Source organism: Curtobacterium sp. JUb34, from assembly GCF_003755065.1.
In the GTDB taxonomy this organism is placed as follows: Bacteria; Actinomycetota; Actinomycetes; order Actinomycetales; family Microbacteriaceae; genus Curtobacterium.
On the sequence record NZ_RJVH01000001.1, the window covers coordinates 341,624 to 359,971 of the forward strand.

The window sequence follows — 18,348 nt, forward strand, 5'->3', positions numbered from 1 at the left end:
CTTCCCCCGCTGGAGTTACGAATGACTGCTGTAACCCGCTCCACCGCACCAACCCGAACCGCTTCCGCCACCCCGTCCTCCGGCGGCGTCGGATCCGCCCTCGACTCGATCGGCTTCACCCGGGCCCAGTTCTGGGTCCTCATGCTCATCCTCGCCGGGGAGTTCTTCGACACGCTCGAACAGAACTCCATCGGCGCGATGGCCACCAACATCAAGGCCTCGCTCGCCATCGGCGACGTCCAGCTCTCCACGATCAACACCGCCACCGTCCTGGGTGGCCTGGTCGGCCGGTTCCTGGCCGGCTGGCTCGCCGACAAGTACGGTCGGCGGTTCTCGCTCGGGCTCAACCTGCTCGTCTACACGCTCGGCGGCCTCCTCAGCGCCGTCTCCTTCAACTTCGACATGCTGCTCGTCAGCCGGTTCATCGTCGGGATCGGCGTCGGCGGCGAGTTCATGATCGGCATCGCGATGCTGTCCGAGATGGTGGCCACCAAGTACCGCGGCGGCCTCATCGCCACCATCAACGTCGGCGCCGGCGGCATCGGCAACTTCATCTCCTACGGCCTGTTCCTGCTGCTGCTCGGGCCACTTGCCGTCCCGCTCGGCGGCGACGACCACGTCTGGCGCTGGACGTTCGTGATCCTGGCGATCCCCGCCCTGTTCGTCGTCCTGTACCGCCGCAAGCTGCCCGAGACGCCTCGCTGGCTGCTGTCGAAGGGCCGGGTCGACGAAGCGAACCGTTCGCTCGCGGTCCTCGCCTCGAACACGCTCACCCCGCCCGCCGACGCCGCTCCCCCGGTGCGCCTGACGCCGGCCGACCTGCCCCCGGTCGCTCTGCACTCGTCACCAGCAGCGGTGTTCCACAAGCTGGTGCTCCGCCGGACGATCGCCATCGGCGTCGCCTCGTGGATGGCCTTCGGTGTGCAGGTCACGCTGAACTTCCTGATGCCGACCCTGCTCGTCGAGCGTGGGTACACCGTGTCGCAGAGCCTGCTCTACACGATGATCATGAACATCGGATCGCTCCTCGGGTGCACGGCAGCGGCGCTCCTCGCCAACCGCGTCGGACGACGGCCCCTCATCACGGTCGCGGGCATCCTCGGCTGCCTCACCGCCCTGGCGTTCGCGGCCTTCGGCAACGACACCGCCGCGATCCTGGTGCTCGGCGCCCTGTTCCAGTTCTTCACGATGCTGACGAACACCACCCTCGCGGCGTGGACCGCCGAGGTCTACCCGACCGCGATCCGTGCCTCCGGCGCCTCGATCGTCAACGGCATCGGCAACATCGCCGGAGCGGTCATGCCGTTCGCCGCGATCGCGCTGTACGGCTCGTGGGCCTTCGCCGGCGTCTTCGGACTCGCCGCCGTCATGTACGCGATCCTCGTGGTCGCGTCACGCTTCGCCCCGGAGACCCGTGGCCGGTCGCTCGAGGACGTCAACGAGAACGCCCTCTCGACCACCGCCGCCTGACCCACCTGACCACCCGCACCAACCGCACCACCCCGGTGGGCCGGACACCCCGGCCCACCACCCCACGATCGGAGCACACCATGGACACCCTGAAGATCTCGGCGACCGCGAACGGCCTCAACTACCTGCCCGAGTACGTCGCCGACGTCGGCGGTCTGTTCGCCGAGCGCGGCCTGTCCGTCACTGCGAAGGCCTGCGACCCGTGGACCGGCGTCCTCGACGACATCGACTCGCACGAGGCCGACCTCGCCCTCGGCGGTCTCTGGGTCCCCGCGATGTACGCCGGGACCCCGCGGAAGCTGTCGGTCGTGGGACAGCTCAACCACGGGTTCCCGATGACCATCGTCGCCCGCGACGAGACCGCCCCGATCACGCTCGACTGGCTCGCCGGCAAGGTCGTCCTGGCCCCCGGCGCCGGCGGCAGCGCCCCGTACGAGTTCACGGCCGGGCTCGTCCGCGAGGCCGGGTTCGACGTCGCGGCGACCCGCTTCGTCCGCGACCTGTCGACCGCGATGCTCGTCGAGCTGTACCAGGGCGGGCTCGGTGACGCGATCATCCTCGACCTCGTCTCCGCCCAGGAACTCGTCGCCGCCGGCGGGGGCACGATCGTCTTCCGGCACCTCGACGCCGGTGGCGTGATGCCGAACAGCGTCTACTACACGCGTACGGACCGCATCGACGAACTCGGCGACCGGGTCGACCGGTTCATGGACGGCATCGCCGCCGCGATGGCCAAGATCACCGCGGGCGACGCCGACGCCGAGATCGCGACCGTGCTCGCCGCCCGGTGGCCGGAGAAGGACGCCGCCCTGCTGCGACGGGCCGCCGACGAGATGGCTGCCGGGGGCGTCTGGGACTCCGCGGTCGTCGACCGCGATGCCTCCGACCGCTGGATGCGCATCCTGTTCGACGGTGGCCTCACGACCCACACCCCGTCGCTCGAGGAACTGCTCGGCGCACCGACCGCCGTCCGCGCGTCGTGACCGTCGTCCTCGGCGCCGCCGACGTCGCCGGCCTCATCGACGCCGTCGACGTCGTCGGGGCCGTGGAAGCGATCCACGCCGACCTCGGGACCGGCGCGGTGCAGCAGCCGGCGCCGGTCGCCCTGACCGGCGCCGACGACGCGCTCTTCCTGCCGATGGCCGTGCGCTCCGACCGGCTCGGCCTCGTCGCCGTCAAGCTGATGGCCGACGTCCCCGACAACGCTGCGCGGGGACTGCCGACGCAGCGGTCCACGATCCTGGTCTCCTCGTCGGTCACCGGCGAGTGCATCGCCGTGCTCGACGGCATGACGATCACCCGGGCACGGACCGCGGCGACCACCGTCGTCGCGACGAAGCACCTCGCCCGCCCGGGTAGCCGGACCCTCGGGATCCTCGGCGCGGGCAACCTCGCCGTCGAACACGTCCGTGCGTTCGAGGCCACGCGACCGTTCGAGCGGATCGTCGTCTGGTCCCGCTCGTCGGGCACGGTCACGCGGTTCCTCGAAGCCGTCGGACCGGACGTCGCCCGGCGGTGCGTGATCGTGCCGGAGGCTCGGCGCGTGGTCGAGGAAGCCGACGTGCTCTGCACCCTGACGCCCTCGGTCGACCCGATCGTCCGCGGTGCCTGGTTGCACGCCGGCCAGCACGTGAACGCGGTCGGGGCCCGTCCCCGCCCGACCCACCGGGAGCTCGACGGTGCGGCGATGGCACGCGGCACGGTCGTCGTCGACAGCCGGGCGACCGCCTGGACGAAGTCCGGGGACCTGCTCGAGGCCGTCGTCGAGGGGGCGCTCCCGCCGGACCTCCACCCCGCCGAACTCGGCGAGGTGGTCGCCGGGCGTGCACCCGGCCGGACCGCGGACGACGAGATCACCGTGTTCGACTCGGTCGGTCTCGGCGCGCAGGACCTCGCCGTCGCGGCCCGGCTGATCGACCTCGCACGCGAACGGGGCGTCGGCACTCCGGTCGCCGTGGCGCGGGCCGGGACGGTGGTTCCCGGCCGCTGACCAGGGTCGCGCGGCAGGGTGCTCCCATGCGCCGTGCTCTCCCCCTGGTCGTCGGCGGCACCGTCGCCGTGCTCGTCCTCGCCGGGTGCTCCGGTGGCGGCCCCGGTGCACCGACCGCCTCGGCCACGTCGACCGGACGGGCCACGAGCACGCCGACGAGCACCCCGGCGACGGGGACGGCGGCGCCCCGGGTGGACGCCGCGACCACCGCCGCGGTCCGCCGAGCACTGGCGGCCCTCGAGCGGGAGTACGACGCCACGGTCGGCGTCGTCGCGACCGACACCGTCACGGGTGCGACCGTCGCGTACAACGGCGACCGTCGGTTCGGCTACGCCTCCACGATCAAGGTGTTCGCCGCGGCACAGTTCCTGCGCTCGGTCCCCACGGACGCCCGCGACGAGGTCGTGCACTGGACGGCCGCGGACGTCGCGGCCGCGGGGTACTCGCCCGTCACCGAGCAGCACGTCGCCGACGGGCTGACGTCCGCGCAGCTCGCCGAGGCGGCCGTCCGGATGAGCGACAACACGGCCCTGAACCTCGTGCTCACGCGCATCGGCGGTCCGAGCAGTCTCGACGCCGCGCTGGCCGAGCTCGGCGACACCACGACCGAGGTAGTCCACGGCGAGCCGGACCTCAACACCATCGAGCCGGGCAGCACCGAGGACACCACCACCCCGGCGGCGTTCACCGCGGCCCTGGCGACCGTGCTCGACGGCAGCACCCTGAACAGCGCCGACACCGCGCTGCTGGTCGGCTGGATGGGCGGCAACGCGACCGGCGACGCCCTGATCCGCGCCGGTGCGCCCGACGGCTGGGTCGTGGTGGACAAGTCCGGCGGCGCGGGCGGGATCCGGAACGACGTCGCACGGGTGACCCCGCCCGACGGCGACCCGATCGTGCTCTCCGTGTTGACCACGCGGAACGACCCCGACGCCGCCTACGACGACGCCCTGGTGGCTCGGTCGGCATCGGCGGTGCTCGGCGCGTTCGACCGCTGATCGACCGGGGCGACGGCCGCCGTTCTGCACCGCGTCACACGGCGTCATGAACGACACCTGTCGGCGACCTCGGGACACTACGCTCGCTCCATGTCCTCCCCCGAGTCCCCCGTGGTCGTCGTCGGTGCCGGCATCATCGGGCTGAGTGCTGCATGGCACCTCGCCGGGCTCGGGCAGCGCGTCCTGCTCCTCGACAGTGGGACGGTCGCCGGCGGCACCACCACCGCGGGTGCCGGGTTCGTGGGCCAGTGGGCAGCCGGCTACGCCTGGTACTGGAACGAGTCCGAACGCGACGTCGAGCAGTACGGCATCGACTTCTACCGCGACCTCGCCGGCGCCGGTCACGGCCCGACCGGGTACCGGCAGAACGGCAACGTGTGGCTGACCGTCACCGAGCAGGGCCGGGCCGACCACCTGCCGCCGTTCGAGCAGCACCCGCTCCGACCGGCCGGGGCGCGCACCCTCACCCCCGCCGAGGCGGCCGACCTCGTGCCCGGGCTCGACCCGGCCGCGGTCACCGCCGGCTTCCTGCACCCCGACGGCATCCAGATCAGCGCGCCGGACACCGCGCGTGCCCTGACGGCATCGGCACGCGCACGCGGTGTCGAGATCCGCGAGCACACGCCGGTGGCCGGACTGGAGGCCCGTGACGGCTCCGTCACGGGCGTCCGGACCGCCGGTGGCGAGGTCATCAGCGCCGATCGGGTCGTGCTCGCCGCCGGCAGCTGGACGAACGCGCTGCTCGCACCCTTCGGGCGCGAGCTGCCGACGGTCCGGGTGGTCGCCAGCCGCCTCGTGACGACGCCGTTCGGGCTGCCGGGGTCCCTGCCGACCCTGATGCTGCCAGAGCTGCACGGCCTGTGGATCCGCGAGCACCGCGGCGGCCTGACGTACGGTGCGGGCCCCGGGTACGAGCCGCTGCACGTCGGTGGCGCGGACCGGCGCGACGAGCCCGCCCGCCGCCCCGTGCGCACGGACCTGCTCGACGCCATGCGCACGTACCTGCGCCCGATCGTCGCCCGGCTGCTCCCTGCTGCCGCGAGCGTGCTCGGGGTCGACGAGACCCCCACGCAGGGCGTCGTCTCGATGACCGCCGACCGGAACTTCATCGTCGGCGCGGTCCCCGAGCTGCGCGGGCTGGTGGTGGCGGGCGGCGACAACGAGTCCGGCGTCACGCACGGTCCGGGGCTCGGGCGGATCGCGGCGGAACTGAGCGTCACGGGCACCACCACCCTCGGCGATGCGAGCCGCTACGCCCCGGCGCGGTTCCCGGCGGCGGCCCCGACCGAGGCCGAGGTGGTCGCGATGATGCCGGCGCGGCGCGAAGCCGACGCCCGACGTGCAGGAGCAGTGTCGTGAGCGACGCGCTGAGCGACCGGGCCCCGACGCACGTCGTGATCGGCGGCGGGGTCGTCGGCGCCGCCACCGCGTACGCCCTCACCCGACGCGGCGAGCGCGTCCTGCTCGTCGAACAGCACGAGCGCGGACACCACAACGGCTCGTCGCACGGCGCCACCCGGATCTTCCGGCAGGGCTACGCCGACCCCGAGTACGTCGCCCTGACCTCCCGCGCCCTGGTGCTGTGGGAAGCGCTCGAGGGCGCTGCGGGCGAGGAGCTCATCGTCCGCACCGGAGCCGTCGACCACGGCCGCGCCGAGGTCGTCGACGCCATCGCCGCCGCACTGACGGACGCCGGCATCCCCCACGAGACCCTCAGCCCAGACGACGCCGCCGCGCGCTGGCCGGGGATCGCGTTCGAGGGGCACGTGCTCGCGCACGCCACGGCCGGTCGCATCCGGTCCGACCGCGCGATCGAGGCCTTCCTGACCCTCGCCGAGCGGACCGGGCTCGCCGACCTGCGCTTCGACACCCGGGTCACCGGGCTCGACGACCACGGCGACGACGTGACGGTGACGCTGTCCGACGGGTCCACCCACCGCAGCTCGTCCGTGGTGGCGGCCGTGGGGTCGTGGGCTCCCACGTTGGTCGGCGACCTGCTCGCCGGACGCGGGGCGGGCCTCCCGGCCATCCGCGTCACCCAGGAACAGCCCGCGCACTTCCCCAGCCACCTGCCGGACCAGGCGTGGCCGAGCTTCGTGCACTGGGCCGCCGACGACGACGTGTACGGGCTGCTCACCCCGGGCGAGGGCGTCAAGGTCGGGTTCCACGGCACCGGCCCCGTCGTCGATCCGGACCACCGCGACTTCACGCCCGTGCCGGCCGAGGCCGAGCGGCTGCAGGCCTACGTCGCGCGGTACGTGCCCGGTGTCGACGCGTCGAAGCCGACCTTCATCAGCTGCCTGTACGACAACTCCCCCGACGAGGACTTCGTGATCGACCGACGTGGTCCCGTCACAGTCGCGACCGGGTTCTCCGGCCACGGCTTCAAGTTCGCACCGCTGCTCGGCGACATGATCGCCGACCTCGCGACCGGCGGGGCCGCACATCCCCGTTTCTCCCTCTCGAAACCATCCCCCTCAGGAACCCCGTGACGACCCGACTCCTCTCCGCGCTCGCGCTCTCCGCTGCCGTCGCCGCCGTGCTCACCGGCTGCGTCTCGACCGGTGCGTCCACCGACGTCTCCGACGGCCTGGTGATCGGGACGACCGATCCCGTCACGTCCCTCGACCCGGCCGGCGCCTGGGACCGCGGCAGCTACACGGTGCAGACGCAGCTGTACCAGCACCTGCTCACCTACCCGGCCGGCGGGACCACGCCGAGTCCCGAGGTCGCCGAGTCCTGCGACTTCACCGACGGCACCCACTACGCGTGCCGGATCCGCGACGGGCTCACGTTCTCGAACGGTGACGCCCTGACGGCGAAGGACGTCGTGTTCTCGTTCGAGCGCCAGGCCGGCATCGGCTCCGAGAACGGTCCGGGGTCGCTGCTCGCCAACATGGCGTCCGTGGCGGCCGACGGCGACGAGGTCACGTTCACCCTGGAGCAGGCGAACGACCAGACGTTCCCGTACGTCCTGGCGAGCATGGCCGGCGCGATCGTCGACAGCAGCGTGTTCTCGAAGACGAAGGTCCATGCGGACGACGGGGTCGTCGGGTCCGGTCCGTACGCGCTGCGGCAGTCCGCCGACGGCGGGGCGACCATCGCCCTGACGGCGAACGAGGAGTACGACGGCACCGCGCCGGAGTCGTCGAGCGTGACGATCAAGCAGTACACGAAGTCCGCCGACCTCAAGCTCGCGGTGCAGGAGGGCGACGCCGACGTGGCGTACCGCCAGCTCACGCCGACCGAGGTCACCTCGTTGTCCGAGGACGACGGCCTGCAGCGGGTCCAGGGCTCGTCGGGCGAGGTCCGGTTCCTCGGCTTCAACCTCGACACGATGCCCGGTGACGACACCGCGCAGAAGACCGCGATCCGCCAGGCCGTCGCCGCGACGGTCGACCGCGCGGCGATCGCGAAGGACGTCTACCAGGGCACCTACGCTCCGGCGTACTCGATCGTGCCGTCCGACTTCACCGGCGCGACCGATGCGTTCCAGACGGAGTACGACGGCGCCGACCCCGCGGCCATCCTCGAGGAGGCCGGCGTGCACACGCCCGTCGCGCTGCCGATCGAGTACACGACCGACCACTACGGCTCCGGGTCGGACGACGAGTACGCACTGATCGAGCAGCAGCTCGAGGACACCGGCCTGTTCACCGTCGACCTGCAGTCGGCGAGCTGGGACACCTACGTCGGGAACGTCGGCAAGGGCGAGTACCCGGTCTTCCAGCTCGGGTTCTTCCAGGACTACCCCGACGCCTCGTCGTACCTGACGCCGGCCTACGGTTCCGAGGACGTCAACCTGCTCGCCAACCACTTCGACGACCGGACCGTGCAGCAACTGGTCGCATCGCAGGCCGTCGAGCCCGACGCGGCAGCGCGGACGGAGCAGATCGAGCAGATCCAGCAGGACACCGCCGAGTCCGTGCCGCTCATCCCGCTGCTGGCCGGCCAGGAGAACGTGATCGGGCAGAAGTCGCTCACCGGACTCACGAAGTCGGTCGACGCCTCGGGGGAGTTCCGCATCTGGGAGATCGGGCGCTCGTGAGCACCGGCGACGCCGCGCTGCCGGGGGCCGCGTCCGCTGACCTGCTCCGCCACGCGGTCCGGAGCGGGATGCCCGCGGGGCTCGACGAGCTCGCAGCGCTCGTCGCCATCCCGTCCGTGCACGACGCGGCCGTGCAGTCGCTCGACGACTGCGACCGGGTCGCCGAGCGCGTGCGGGTCGCGTTCGACGGCCTCGGCCTGGCGTCGCGCCTCGTCACGACGTCGGACGGCTCACAGGCGGTCCTCGCCACCCACCCGGCCCCACCCGGCGCCCCGACGGTCCTGCTCTACGCCCACCACGACGTCCAACCCGCCGGCGACCTCGCGGCGTGGACGAGCGACCCGTGGACCCTGACCGAGCGCCAGGGTCGCCTGTACGGTCGCGGTGCCGCGGACTGCAAGGGCGGGGTCGTCACCCACCTCGTGGCCCTGCGGGCGCTGCTCGACGTGCACGGCTCGTTCCCGGTCGGGCTCGTCGTGGTCGTCGAGGGATCCGAGGAACAGGGCACCGACGGTCTCGAGCAGTACGTGTCCACCCACGCAGCGGACTTCGCCGACGTCGACGCCGCCATCGTGATGGACGCCGGCAACGCCGCCGTCGGGGCCCCAGCGCTCGTGACCACCCTGCGCGGCACCGCGTTCGTCGAACTGCGCATCCGGGCGCTGCACGGCACCGTGCACTCGGGGATGTTCGGCGGTGCGGCGCCCGATGCCATCGCGACCCTGGTGGCCCTGCTCGCCACGCTGCGCGACGACGCCGGGGACACCACCGTCGACGGACTCGACGGGTCCCAGACCTGGGACGGCCTGCCCTACGACGCCGACCGGTTCGCCGCCGACGCCGGGCTGCTCGACGGCGCGGTGCCGATCGGGTCCGGGGACCCGGCGTCCCAGGTCTGGGCACGGCCGGCGCTGACCGTCGTCGGCATCGATGCGCCGGCCGTCGCCGGGTCGTCGCCGTCCGTGCAGGCGACCGCCGGTGCCGCGCTGAACCTCCGGGTGCCGCCGGGCGTCGACCCCGCTGCCGCCGGCGAACTGCTGGTGGCGCACCTGCTGCGGCGAGCGCCCGCCGGGGTCGAGGTCACCGCGCGCGTGACGGGGACCGGCGACGGGTTCCGCGCGACGGCCGGGCAGTACTCGTCGGCGTTCCGGAGCGCACTGGCGTCGTCGTACCGGGTGTCGTCGGTGGGCTCCCTCGGTGGCGGCGGATCGATCCCGCTCTGCGCGACGCTCGAACGGGCGATCCCCGGGGTCGAGGTCGTCCTGGCGGGGGTGTCCGAGCCCGCTGCGAACGTGCACGCGCCGGACGAGAGCGTGGACCCGTCCGAGATCGAGCACATGGCCCTGGCCGAGGCGCTGTTCCTCGTCGGGCTCGGCCACGTCGGCGCCTGACGCAGCACGCACGCGCACGACGCCGTCGTCAGACGACCGTTGCAGCCGGAGCCACCACCGGCTTCCGCCGGGTCCGGACCTGCAGCACTCCGGTCAGCAGCAGCACCACGAGCCCGAGCGCCAGCACCACGAGCCCGGCGAGGAACCCGATCACGACGAGCAGCAGCGTCTCGGTGGACATCCCGTCGCCGCCCGGGTCGGCGGCAGGCGCGGCGGCGATCGACCCGTCGGCCGGCTGCGCGACCGCCTCGACACCGTCGGTCACCGCGAACGGCACCGCCACGACCGTGCCCGCGTCGCCGACGAGCACGACGTGGTGGTCGCCGACCTCCAGGCCGGTGGTGTCGACCGTGGCGGTGGCGACGTCGTCGTCCACGGCGAAGTCGTCGCCCTGCACCGGTTCGGAGTAGGTCCACACGCTCCCGCCCGCGTCCTCGCCCGTCCACGCCAGACGGAGCTCGAGCTGGTCGCCCGCGCTGACCTCGTCGGGGATCCCGGCGTCGGCGGCTGCGACGGTCCTGATGTCCCCGGCGCGGATCCGGCGCAGCAGCTCGTCCGAGTCCGCGGCCGGAGCGGTGGGCGGCTCAGCGGCCGACGGGGCCTTCGCCGTGTTCCGGGGCGCGGTGTTCCGGGGTGCGGCGGCCCCGGCGCTGTTCTCCGGCACGGTGTCCGCTGCGGTGGTGATCGTCGGCGGCCCCGCCGTCGGGGGCAGCTGCACGACGGGCGGCTGGATGACCGTGCCGCCGGCGCCGGTACCACCGCCACCCGAGGTCGGACCGGTCGGCAGCGAGCCGGGGACCGTCTGCCCGGCGAAGTACACCGGGGTGAAGGTCTCGACCGCGGCGTCGGCGGCGCCGTGCGCACCGATCGTCAGGACACCGCACTGCACGGCACCGGACAGGCAGTCGACGCGCTTCGTCGACTGGCCCGTGAACGAGGAGCGCGCGACGATGCCGCCCTGCGTGAAGCCCGCGTTCTTCGTGCCGCTGAGCTCCGCGGTCGCTGCTGCTCCGGTACCGGTGTTGTCGGGCCAGGCGACGAAGCCCTGGCCGTCCTGCCCGGTGCCGCCGGACCCGGGGACGTAGTCGTAGCCCGCGCCGGCCGCTCCCCCGGCGCTGGGGTGCTTCGTGACGTACCCGAACAGCACGTACAGCCCGGAGCCGTTGGTGTTCTTCGTGAAGCCGGAGCCCGTCACGGTGAGCTTCGTGCCCGCCGAAGCGGTCGAGAGCCCGGTGGCCGGCCGGACGTTCGTCGAGGCGCCGCGGGCGTTCGCCGCCCCGGTGATCGAACCGTCCGCACCGACCACGGTCGACCCGCCACCGGTGCCGCCGCCGCCCGTTCCCCCGCCGCCGTCCCCACCACCGGGGTTCGTCGGCGCCTGCACGGTGACACGCAGGGTCGCGGTGTCGGACGCGACCCGCCCGACGACGGTGGACCCGACGACGTTCGTGGCGACCGCACGGTACCGGTCGCCGTCCAGGCCCTCGGTGGCGGTGATGCGGAGCGTGCTGGTCGTCGCGCCGGACACCGACGGGCCGTCCTGCAGGTCGGCCCAGCCGGACGGGGTCTGCTGCTGCCACTGCACGGTGGGTGTCGGGGTCCCGGTGGTGGCGACGGTGAACGACACCGGCTTCGGAGTCGCCGGGGTCGTGCCGCCGTCCGTGCCGGTGGTCGCGCCGGTCAACGTGACGGAGACGTCCGCCGGCTGCTTCGTGACGGACGGCGTGGTCGCGACGGTGAAGGTGCGGAGGCCCTGGGCGCCGGCGTCGGACGCGGCGTTCGTGATCCCGACGACCACACGCCCGTCGTCGGTGAGCACGAACGGATCACCGGTGTAGGTCGAGCCGGGCGTGTACTCGGCACCGATCGTCGCCGCGGTCCGACCGTCGATCGCGTACGAGCGCAGGACGTTGCCCGCGTCGGTGGAGCCGGCAGCGGACACCCAGAGGCGCTTCGCGGACTCGTCGACGGCCAGGTACGCGGCGCCGCCGACCCGGTCGATCGAGGTCGTCACGGCCGGGGTCCCCCGGAGCGAGACGGCGCGGAGCGTGCCGTCACCGTCGTTGCTCCACCAGGCCCGGCCCTGCGAGTCGACGACGGTCCCGCCGGTGGCCCCGGACGTCGCTGCGGCGCCGATCGACACGTCGGCGACCGAGGCTCCGGTGCCGAGGTCGAGCACGCGTGCGAGTGCGGCTGCCTGGTCGAACACGACGGCGCGCTTCCCCGTCCAGTCGATGCCGACCGACGAGATCGTCCCGGTGACCGAGCCGATCAGGGTGGCCGTGCGGGTCACGGCTCGGACGGTCCCGCCGGCAGGGCTGGTGCCGACCTCGGCCACCGCAGCAGAACCGGAACCAGAACCAGAACCAGAACCGGAACCAGAACCCGAGCCCGCTCCACTGCCGGCCGCCACCCGCAGCAGCCCCGCGGACCCGCCGTTCGCAGCCGGGGCGACCTGCGCGACGATCGAGCCGTCCGCGGGGTCGACCGCGAACGCCTTCGCAGCGGGCACCGCGACGGACGGCTTCACGTGCACGACGTTCCGGTACGCGGCGTCCGCGCCTCGCTCGATGACGACCCAGCCCTGGACGTTCGCGCCGGTGCCGCCGAACTCCGCGGCGGGCAGCGATGCGGTCGCGACGATGTCGCCCGTGGACGGGTCGACGCTCGGCTTCGAGGTGGCGATCCCGGGGTCGATCGGCCCGGCGATGCGCTTGCCGTCGTCGTCCACGACGAAGTAACTGGCCTTGGCGGTTCCGGCAGCGGGGACCTGCACCACGATCGCGGCACGCGGGGCGTCCCGCACCACCGTGGTGACCCGGCCGATGGTCGTGTCACCGACCGCGGTCTGCACCCCCGTGCTGATGACGCCGGCGACACCCGGGTCGCTGAACTCCTGGTCACCGCCCGCCCCCTCGGCTGCCCAGTCACCCGTGACCGAGACCGACAGCGGGTCGAGCGCGGTGCCCGCCGCGTAGAACTGCGTCGGGTTGCTGCCACCGGTGACGTCCGCGGCGAAGGCCGCTGCCCCCGCCGCGGTGATCGTCGTCGGCAGACCGGTCCACGAGTACTTCCCGTCGGTGACCGAGCGGGTGCCCTTGGTGACGTCGATCGTCGCGAACGCGATGCGCTTCGTCCCCGGGTCGGGCGTCGTGGCACCGGTGGTCGGGTCCACCAGCCGCACGTCGACCCCGGCGGTCAGAGTGCCGGTGGTCGGCGTGAGCTCGATCGCCGGGTCGCGCAGCGAGATGACGAACGTGTGCGCCCGGTAGTCGAACACCGCGGCGCCGGAACCCGTGACGCTGAGCTTCCGCGTGCCGGGGTCGTAGCTGCCGCCCGATGCGGCGAACCGGAACGTGCCGTCGGCGTTCTTCGACGCACCGCCGGACACCGACTGCCCCGCGGCCGGCACGTAGTTCCGGAACGACTGCTTGAACCCCCAGTCGAGCGTCCCACCCGACACGGTCGCGGCGGGACCCGCGGCTTCGGCTGCCGTGGGCGCGGTGCCGACGACGGTCGCCGTCAGGCCGATGATCGCGGCGACGGTGGCGCTGAGCGCCCGGAGACGACGGGCGGGTCTGGTCTGGGTGTGCATCGGTTCCTCGGGTCGGGTGGTGCGGGTGTGGGGAGACGGTGCCCCGGGCGGACCCGGGGCACCGCGGGGGTCACCAGGTGACGGGGACCTGGACCTCGTCGAGGTCGGCCGGGTCGTTGGCGACGCCGTGGGCCGAGAACGTCTGCACGAAGCACTCGTACTGCCCGAGCGCCGCGTTGGCGGTCGCGGTCTTCGTGGTGTCGTAGTCGCAGCTCACGGTCGACGCCGCGTCACCGGTGTGGTGCGGGTCGGCCGTGTAGGACTTCGCGATGTCGATCGTCGTGGTGAACCCGCCACCGGCCGTGAACGCGCTCTTCGACACCCACTGCGCGGACGCGAACCAGCCGGAGTTGGTGGCGTAGTCCGCCTGCTTGGGCCCGTAGACGACGTAGACGCCGAAGCCGCGCCCCTGGGCGTTCCCGTCGAAGCCGTCGCCGGTCACCGTGACCGTGCCGTTCGAGACGCCGTGGACGGACCCCGAGCCGTCCGAGACGACCGAGGCCGGTCCGCTGACCGACAGGCTGGCGCCGTAGTCGTTCGTGACGGCGGTCGCGGCGGACGCGCTGACGGCGGGCAGGACGGCGATGCCGACCGCTGCGACCCCTGCCGCGAGCGTGATCCCGAAGGAGCGTGCGATTCGTGCCATGGCGGTGTTCCCTTTCGATGAGGGCGCCCCCTGTGGGCGCCCTGGTCTGGTGGTCCTACGGGGCGTCGGGGGCGACGTCCGAGACGTCGGTCGCAACGCGCCGTGCGGTGCGCCGGGAGTGCACGATCGCGACGGCGACGAGTGCGGCGACGGCCACGACGAGCGCGGACAGCCCGCCGAGCACGATCCGCAGGACGCCCGGGTCGATCCCGCCCGTGGAACCGTCCGCAGCGGCGGCCACGGTCGACGGGGTCGCCCCCGGTGCAGTGGGCGCCGCCGATGCAGTGGGGCGCGCGGTCGTGGTGGGCTTCGCGATCGCGGTCGGCCGCGTGGTCGCCTTCGCGGTCGCGCTCGCCCCGGACGACGGCTCGGCGACCGGACGGGAGGCACTGCCCGCGTCCGCCGGGTCGGCCTGCGGCTGCCCGGTGGTCGGCCTGGTCCCCCCACCGGCCAACGTGCCGCCGCTGCCGTACAGGTTCTGCACGGCGACCGGCGTGAACGACTCGTTGTTCGCGTTCGCGACACCGTGCGCACCGATCGTGATGATCCCGCACTGCACCACCGTGCAGTCGACGGTCGTCACCGCGCCGTTCCGGTCGAGCGCCTGGAACGTCGAACCGGGGACCTTGAGGGTCGCCGACCAGGTGCCCGTGGCCGAGTCGACCGTGCCGCCGTTCGCCGCCGACGCGGTGGAGCTGCCCTCGAAGGCGACGAAGTCGAGGTACCCGGTGGGGTTCGACTCGTCGTCGGGCACGTAGCTGTAGTCCGCGCCCGTCACGCCACCCTTGCTCGGCTGCCAGGTGCCGGTCACGGTGCCGAACGCCACGTAGATGCCGCCGTACCCGTTCTTGATGCCCTGGAAGCCGGAACCGTTCAGGCGCAGGGTCGTCAGGTAGGTCGAGTCGACCTGGTTCGTGACCTCGGGGTGCCCCTCGATCGCGACGCTGACCCGGCCGGCTGCCGAGGCGGGAGCGACGCCGGCCAGGGCGGCTCCCCCGGCGCTGAGCGCGACGAGCAGTCCGGCGAGCGCGAACCGGAGCGGGCGGGCGCGGGTGGTCACGAGGAGGCCTCCTGGACGGTTCGGGACGGCACGACGACGGGCGTGCCGGTGTTCGGGTCGGGCACGACCGTGACCGGGTGCCGGTAGACCGCGCCGATGCGGTCGGCGGTGAGGACGTCGGTGGGGGTGCCGTCGGCGACGATCCGGCCACTGGCGAGCATGGCGACGCGGTCGGCGTACGCTCCGGCGAGGCTCAGGTCGTGGAGCACGACGACGACCGCGCCACCGGCCCGGGCGTGCGCGCGAGCGACGGCCAGCACGGCCTCCTGGTGCCGCAGGTCGAGGGCGGCGGTCGGCTCGTCGAGCAGCAGCACCGGCGTCGACTGCGCCAGGACCCGGGCGAACGAGGCCCGGGCGCGTTCGCCGCCGGACAGCGAGGGGAACGCCTGGTCGATCCGGTCGGCGAGTTCGACCTGGTCGAGCACGCGCGCGACCACGGTGTCGTCGTCGACCGCTCGCCGGGTCCCCCGCCACGGTGCCCGGCCCATCCGGACGACCTCGCCGACACGGAACCCGAAGGCCACCGCGGTGTCCTGCTCGAGCACGGCGCGCCGACGAGCGGTGGCGAGCGGTGCTTCGCCGCCGGTGCGGACCCCGTCGATCGCGATCGTGCCGCTGTGGGCGAGGTCACCGGCGATCGCCCGGAGCAGGGTCGACTTGCCGGCACCGTTCGGACCGACGAGCGCCAGGACCTCGCCCGCGCGCACCGTCAGGTCGACGTCGGCGAGCAGCGGTCGCCCGTCGATGACGACGCCGATCCCGGAGACCACGACCGCGCCGGCGGTGCTCGCCCCGATCATGCCCAGCCACCCGACCGACGGCGCGCACGGCGCAGGAGCCAGAAGAAGAAGGGACCGCCGACGAGCGAGGTCAACATGCCGATCGGCAGGTCCGCGTACGGCACCAGGGTGCGCGCGAGCAGGTCGGCGATCGTCAGCAGCAGGGCGCCGCCGAGCGTCGAGACGAGCAGGAGCGGACCGTGCGCCGGGCCGATGACCATCCGCATCAGGTGTGGGACGACGAGCCCGACGAACGCGATGATGCCGGCGAACGCGACCGCTGCGCCGACCAGCAGGGCGACCACGACGATCGCGACGACCCGGACGGCCTCGACCCGCACCCCGACGTGCCGCGCGGCCCGGTCGCCGAGCGCGAGCAGGTCGAGCGAGCGCGTCAGCACCACGGCGCCGACGAGCCCCGCACCGACGACGGGGGCGATCGCCGCGGCCTGGTCCCACATCGAACCGTTCAGGGACCCGAGCTGCCAGAACACGATCTGCTCACGCGCCTGCTGATCGCCGAGGAAGGTCAGGAAGGCGAGCCCCGCCCCGGTGAACGCGTTGACCGCGATGCCGGTGAGCAGGAGCGTGACGACCTCGGTCCGGCCGCCGGCACGGGACAGCCCGTAGACGAGCAGCGTCGCGACCAGGCCCGCGACGAAGGCCATCAGCGGCGTCGTCCAGTACCCGGCGAACTGCAGGCCGAAGACGATCGAGGCGCACGCCCCGAAGGCGGCTCCGCCGGACACCCCGACGACACCGGGGTCGGCCAGGGGGTTCGCGAACACGGCCTGCATGAGCACACCGGCTGCGGCGAGCGCGGCACCGATCAGCAGCGCCATCACCACGCGGGGGAACCGGATCGTCCACAGCGCCTGGGTGACGAGGTCGTCGGCGGGGCCGTCCACCGGCAGCCCGGCCGACCGGGCCACGGTCCGGAGCACCTCGGCCGGCGAGGTGCCGAGCTGTCCGACGCTCGCCGACACCAGCGTCGCGACGACGAGCGCCACCACGAGCCCGGTGGTGAGGAGCGCGATGCGGCCGACCCGCGACCTGGACGTGAGCGCCTGCGCGGCGGGGACGCGCGTTGCGGGCGCGATCCGTTCCTCCCGGACGGTCACGAGGCGTCCGCCGGACCGTAGATCGCCGTGGCCAAGGCGGCCACGATCTCGGGCGTGCGCGGCCCGAAGCTCATCACCGTGGTGTCGGCCATGTCCACGATGCGGCGGTGCTCACCCGCGGGCGTCTTCGCGATCGCGGGGACCCGCTGGAGCAGGCCGTCGACCCCGTCGACGGACTCGAGCCCCTTCGTCATCATGATGACCAGGTCCGGCTGCATCGCGACGAGCGCCTCGGCGTTGACCGGCCGCATGCCCGTCCAGTCCTGTTCCGTCGCGACGTCCCGCCCGCCGACGGCGTCGATGAGCGAGTCGGCGCCGGATTCTCGGCCGAACAGGTAGTAGATCCCGGCGTTCCCCCGCACGTACAGGAACACCATCTTCAGCTTGTCGGCGCGATCCGACGGCGCGATGCGGGCCACCTGCGCGGCGACGGCCTGCTCCTGCGCGTGCACCTCGGCTGCCAGACGGTCGCCGGTCGCCGGGACGCCGAGCGCCGTGGCGACCTGGTCGATGATCGCGTCGGTGTTCGTGGTGTCCCGGTGCGGGTCCACGACGACGACGGGGACGCCGGCCTTCCGGATCTGCAGGACGACGTCCCACGGTCCGAGCGAGGTGTCGGTGAGCAGGACCGTCGGCCGGAGCGCGAGGATCGCCTCCGCGGAGAGTTCGTGGCCGTTCTGGGTGACGAGCGGCAGGTCCTCGGTGCCCGAGAAGCCGGTCGACACGTCCCGCCCGACCAGGTGGTCCCCCAGACCGAGGCCGTACACGGTGGACGACAGCGTGCCGGAGATGTCGAGCGCGAGGATGCGGTCCGCGCTCGTGACGGTCACCTCGGTGTCCTGGTTGTCGGTGACGGTGACGGGCAGCTCGGGCTCGTCGACCTCGCTCGCCGTCGGCGGCAGGTCCGTCGCCAGGGTCGCGGTCCGCGGGCCGGTCACGCCCTTCGCGTCGGTCACCGGGGCGATGGCCTGGAGGCCCGCGGCCGGGTCCGTCGCGCTCGTCCCGCGACCCGCCGCGTGCGTCGCACCCGCGGTGCCGGCACCGACGCCGGTGCAGCCGGTTGCCACGGCGAGGACGACGAGGGCGGACGCTGCGGCCGTGCAGGCGCGACGGAGTGACGACATGGAGATGATCCCGAGTGCTGGTTCGTGAAGTTAGGTGAGCCTCACCTAACTGTTAACTTAGGACACCCTTACCTGCCGTGTCCAGCACGTGTGGGGTGTCACTCGGCGCCCGCTACGGTGGTCCTC

At 73.2% G+C, this 18,348-nt stretch carries 14 protein-coding genes; 8 read left to right on the plus strand and 6 right to left on the minus strand.

Annotation, left to right across the window (positions count from 1 at the left end):
- Window positions 1-21 precede the first annotated feature (21 nt).
- From EDF63_RS01545 to EDF63_RS01580, 8 genes are all read left to right on the plus strand, one after another.
- The gene (locus EDF63_RS01545; RefSeq protein WP_260232929.1) at window positions 22-1,470 is read left to right on the plus strand and encodes an MFS transporter; all 1,449 of its coding nucleotides are present in this window, start codon (window positions 22-24) and stop codon (window positions 1,468-1,470) included.
- An 80-nt stretch (window positions 1,471-1,550) separates the two neighbouring features.
- Window positions 1,551-2,453: an ABC transporter substrate-binding protein gene (locus EDF63_RS01550; RefSeq protein ID WP_123310596.1), complete on the plus strand. Its 903-nt coding sequence runs from the start codon at window positions 1,551-1,553 to the stop codon at window positions 2,451-2,453.
- Window positions 2,450-3,460 carry an ornithine cyclodeaminase family protein gene (locus tag EDF63_RS01555; RefSeq protein WP_123310598.1) on the plus strand — a complete coding sequence of 337 codons (1,011 nt, stop codon included), beginning with the start codon at window positions 2,450-2,452 and terminating at the stop codon, window positions 3,458-3,460. The genes EDF63_RS01550 and EDF63_RS01555 overlap by 4 nt, the downstream gene beginning before the upstream one ends.
- A gap of 26 nt (window positions 3,461-3,486) precedes the next feature.
- Window positions 3,487-4,458, plus strand: coding sequence for a class A beta-lactamase (gene bla / locus EDF63_RS01560; protein WP_123310601.1), 972 nt, complete (start codon window positions 3,487-3,489; stop codon window positions 4,456-4,458).
- Between the two features lie 90 nt (window positions 4,459-4,548).
- On the plus strand, window positions 4,549-5,817 hold the full coding sequence (locus EDF63_RS01565; RefSeq protein ID WP_123310603.1) for an FAD-binding oxidoreductase: 1,269 nt from the start codon (window positions 4,549-4,551) through the stop codon (window positions 5,815-5,817).
- Window positions 5,814-6,950 (plus strand): FAD-dependent oxidoreductase, encoded by a 1,137-nt coding sequence (locus EDF63_RS01570; protein WP_260232930.1) that lies wholly within the window; start codon window positions 5,814-5,816, stop codon window positions 6,948-6,950. Before EDF63_RS01565 ends, EDF63_RS01570 begins: the two co-directional genes overlap by 4 nt.
- A complete protein-coding gene (locus EDF63_RS01575; protein WP_185021240.1) occupies window positions 6,947-8,506 on the plus strand; it encodes an ABC transporter substrate-binding protein in 1,560 nt (519 codons plus the stop codon). Before EDF63_RS01570 ends, EDF63_RS01575 begins: the two co-directional genes overlap by 4 nt.
- On the plus strand, window positions 8,503-9,897 hold the full coding sequence (locus EDF63_RS01580) for a M20/M25/M40 family metallo-hydrolase (RefSeq protein ID WP_260232931.1): 1,395 nt from the start codon (window positions 8,503-8,505) through the stop codon (window positions 9,895-9,897). Before EDF63_RS01575 ends, EDF63_RS01580 begins: the two co-directional genes overlap by 4 nt.
- A 28-nt stretch (window positions 9,898-9,925) precedes the next feature.
- Here the strand turns inward: EDF63_RS01580 and EDF63_RS01585 are convergent, their stop codons facing one another.
- The 6 genes from EDF63_RS01585 to EDF63_RS01610 form a co-directional block, all read right to left on the minus strand.
- Entirely contained in the window at window positions 9,926-13,492 is a 3,567-nt protein-coding gene (locus EDF63_RS01585; protein ID WP_123310607.1) for an HtaA domain-containing protein, read from the minus strand.
- 70 nt (window positions 13,493-13,562) lie between these two features.
- The gene (locus EDF63_RS01590) at window positions 13,563-14,138 is read right to left on the minus strand and encodes a hypothetical protein (protein ID WP_123310609.1); all 576 of its coding nucleotides are present in this window, start codon (window positions 14,136-14,138) and stop codon (window positions 13,563-13,565) included.
- A 55-nt stretch (window positions 14,139-14,193) separates the two neighbouring features.
- Window positions 14,194-15,198: a hypothetical protein gene (locus EDF63_RS01595; protein WP_123310611.1), complete on the minus strand. Its 1,005-nt coding sequence runs from the start codon at window positions 15,196-15,198 to the stop codon at window positions 14,194-14,196.
- Entirely contained in the window at window positions 15,195-15,998 is an 804-nt protein-coding gene (locus EDF63_RS01600) for a heme ABC transporter ATP-binding protein (protein WP_123310613.1), read from the minus strand. The genes EDF63_RS01595 and EDF63_RS01600 overlap by 4 nt, the downstream gene beginning before the upstream one ends.
- Window positions 15,995-17,098 (minus strand): iron ABC transporter permease, encoded by a 1,104-nt coding sequence (locus EDF63_RS01605; protein ID WP_123310615.1) that lies wholly within the window; start codon window positions 17,096-17,098, stop codon window positions 15,995-15,997. The genes EDF63_RS01600 and EDF63_RS01605 overlap by 4 nt, the downstream gene beginning before the upstream one ends.
- Window positions 17,095-18,222: a hemin ABC transporter substrate-binding protein gene (locus EDF63_RS01610; protein WP_123310617.1), complete on the minus strand. Its 1,128-nt coding sequence runs from the start codon at window positions 18,220-18,222 to the stop codon at window positions 17,095-17,097. The genes EDF63_RS01605 and EDF63_RS01610 overlap by 4 nt, the downstream gene beginning before the upstream one ends.
- Between the last annotated feature and the right edge of the window lie 126 nt (window positions 18,223-18,348).

Excerpts from the sequence above, each read along its gene's own strand:
- bla (WP_123310601.1), top strand. The coding sequence starts at position 3,487 with ATGCGCCGTGCTCTCCCCCTGGTCGTCGGCGGCACCGTCGCCGTGCTC.
- EDF63_RS01590 (WP_123310609.1), bottom strand. The coding sequence starts at position 14,138 with ATGGCACGAATCGCACGCTCCTTCGGGATCACGCTCGCGGCAGGGGTC.
- EDF63_RS01545 (WP_260232929.1), top strand. The coding sequence starts at position 22 with ATGACTGCTGTAACCCGCTCCACCGCACCAACCCGAACCGCTTCCGCC.
- EDF63_RS01585 (WP_123310607.1), bottom strand. The coding sequence starts at position 13,492 with ATGCACACCCAGACCAGACCCGCCCGTCGTCTCCGGGCGCTCAGCGCC.
- EDF63_RS01600 (WP_123310613.1), bottom strand. The coding sequence starts at position 15,998 with ATGATCGGGGCGAGCACCGCCGGCGCGGTCGTGGTCTCCGGGATCGGC.
- EDF63_RS01610 (WP_123310617.1), bottom strand. The coding sequence starts at position 18,222 with ATGTCGTCACTCCGTCGCGCCTGCACGGCCGCAGCGTCCGCCCTCGTC.
- EDF63_RS01565 (WP_123310603.1), top strand. The coding sequence starts at position 4,549 with ATGTCCTCCCCCGAGTCCCCCGTGGTCGTCGTCGGTGCCGGCATCATC.
- EDF63_RS01550 (WP_123310596.1), top strand. The coding sequence starts at position 1,551 with ATGGACACCCTGAAGATCTCGGCGACCGCGAACGGCCTCAACTACCTG.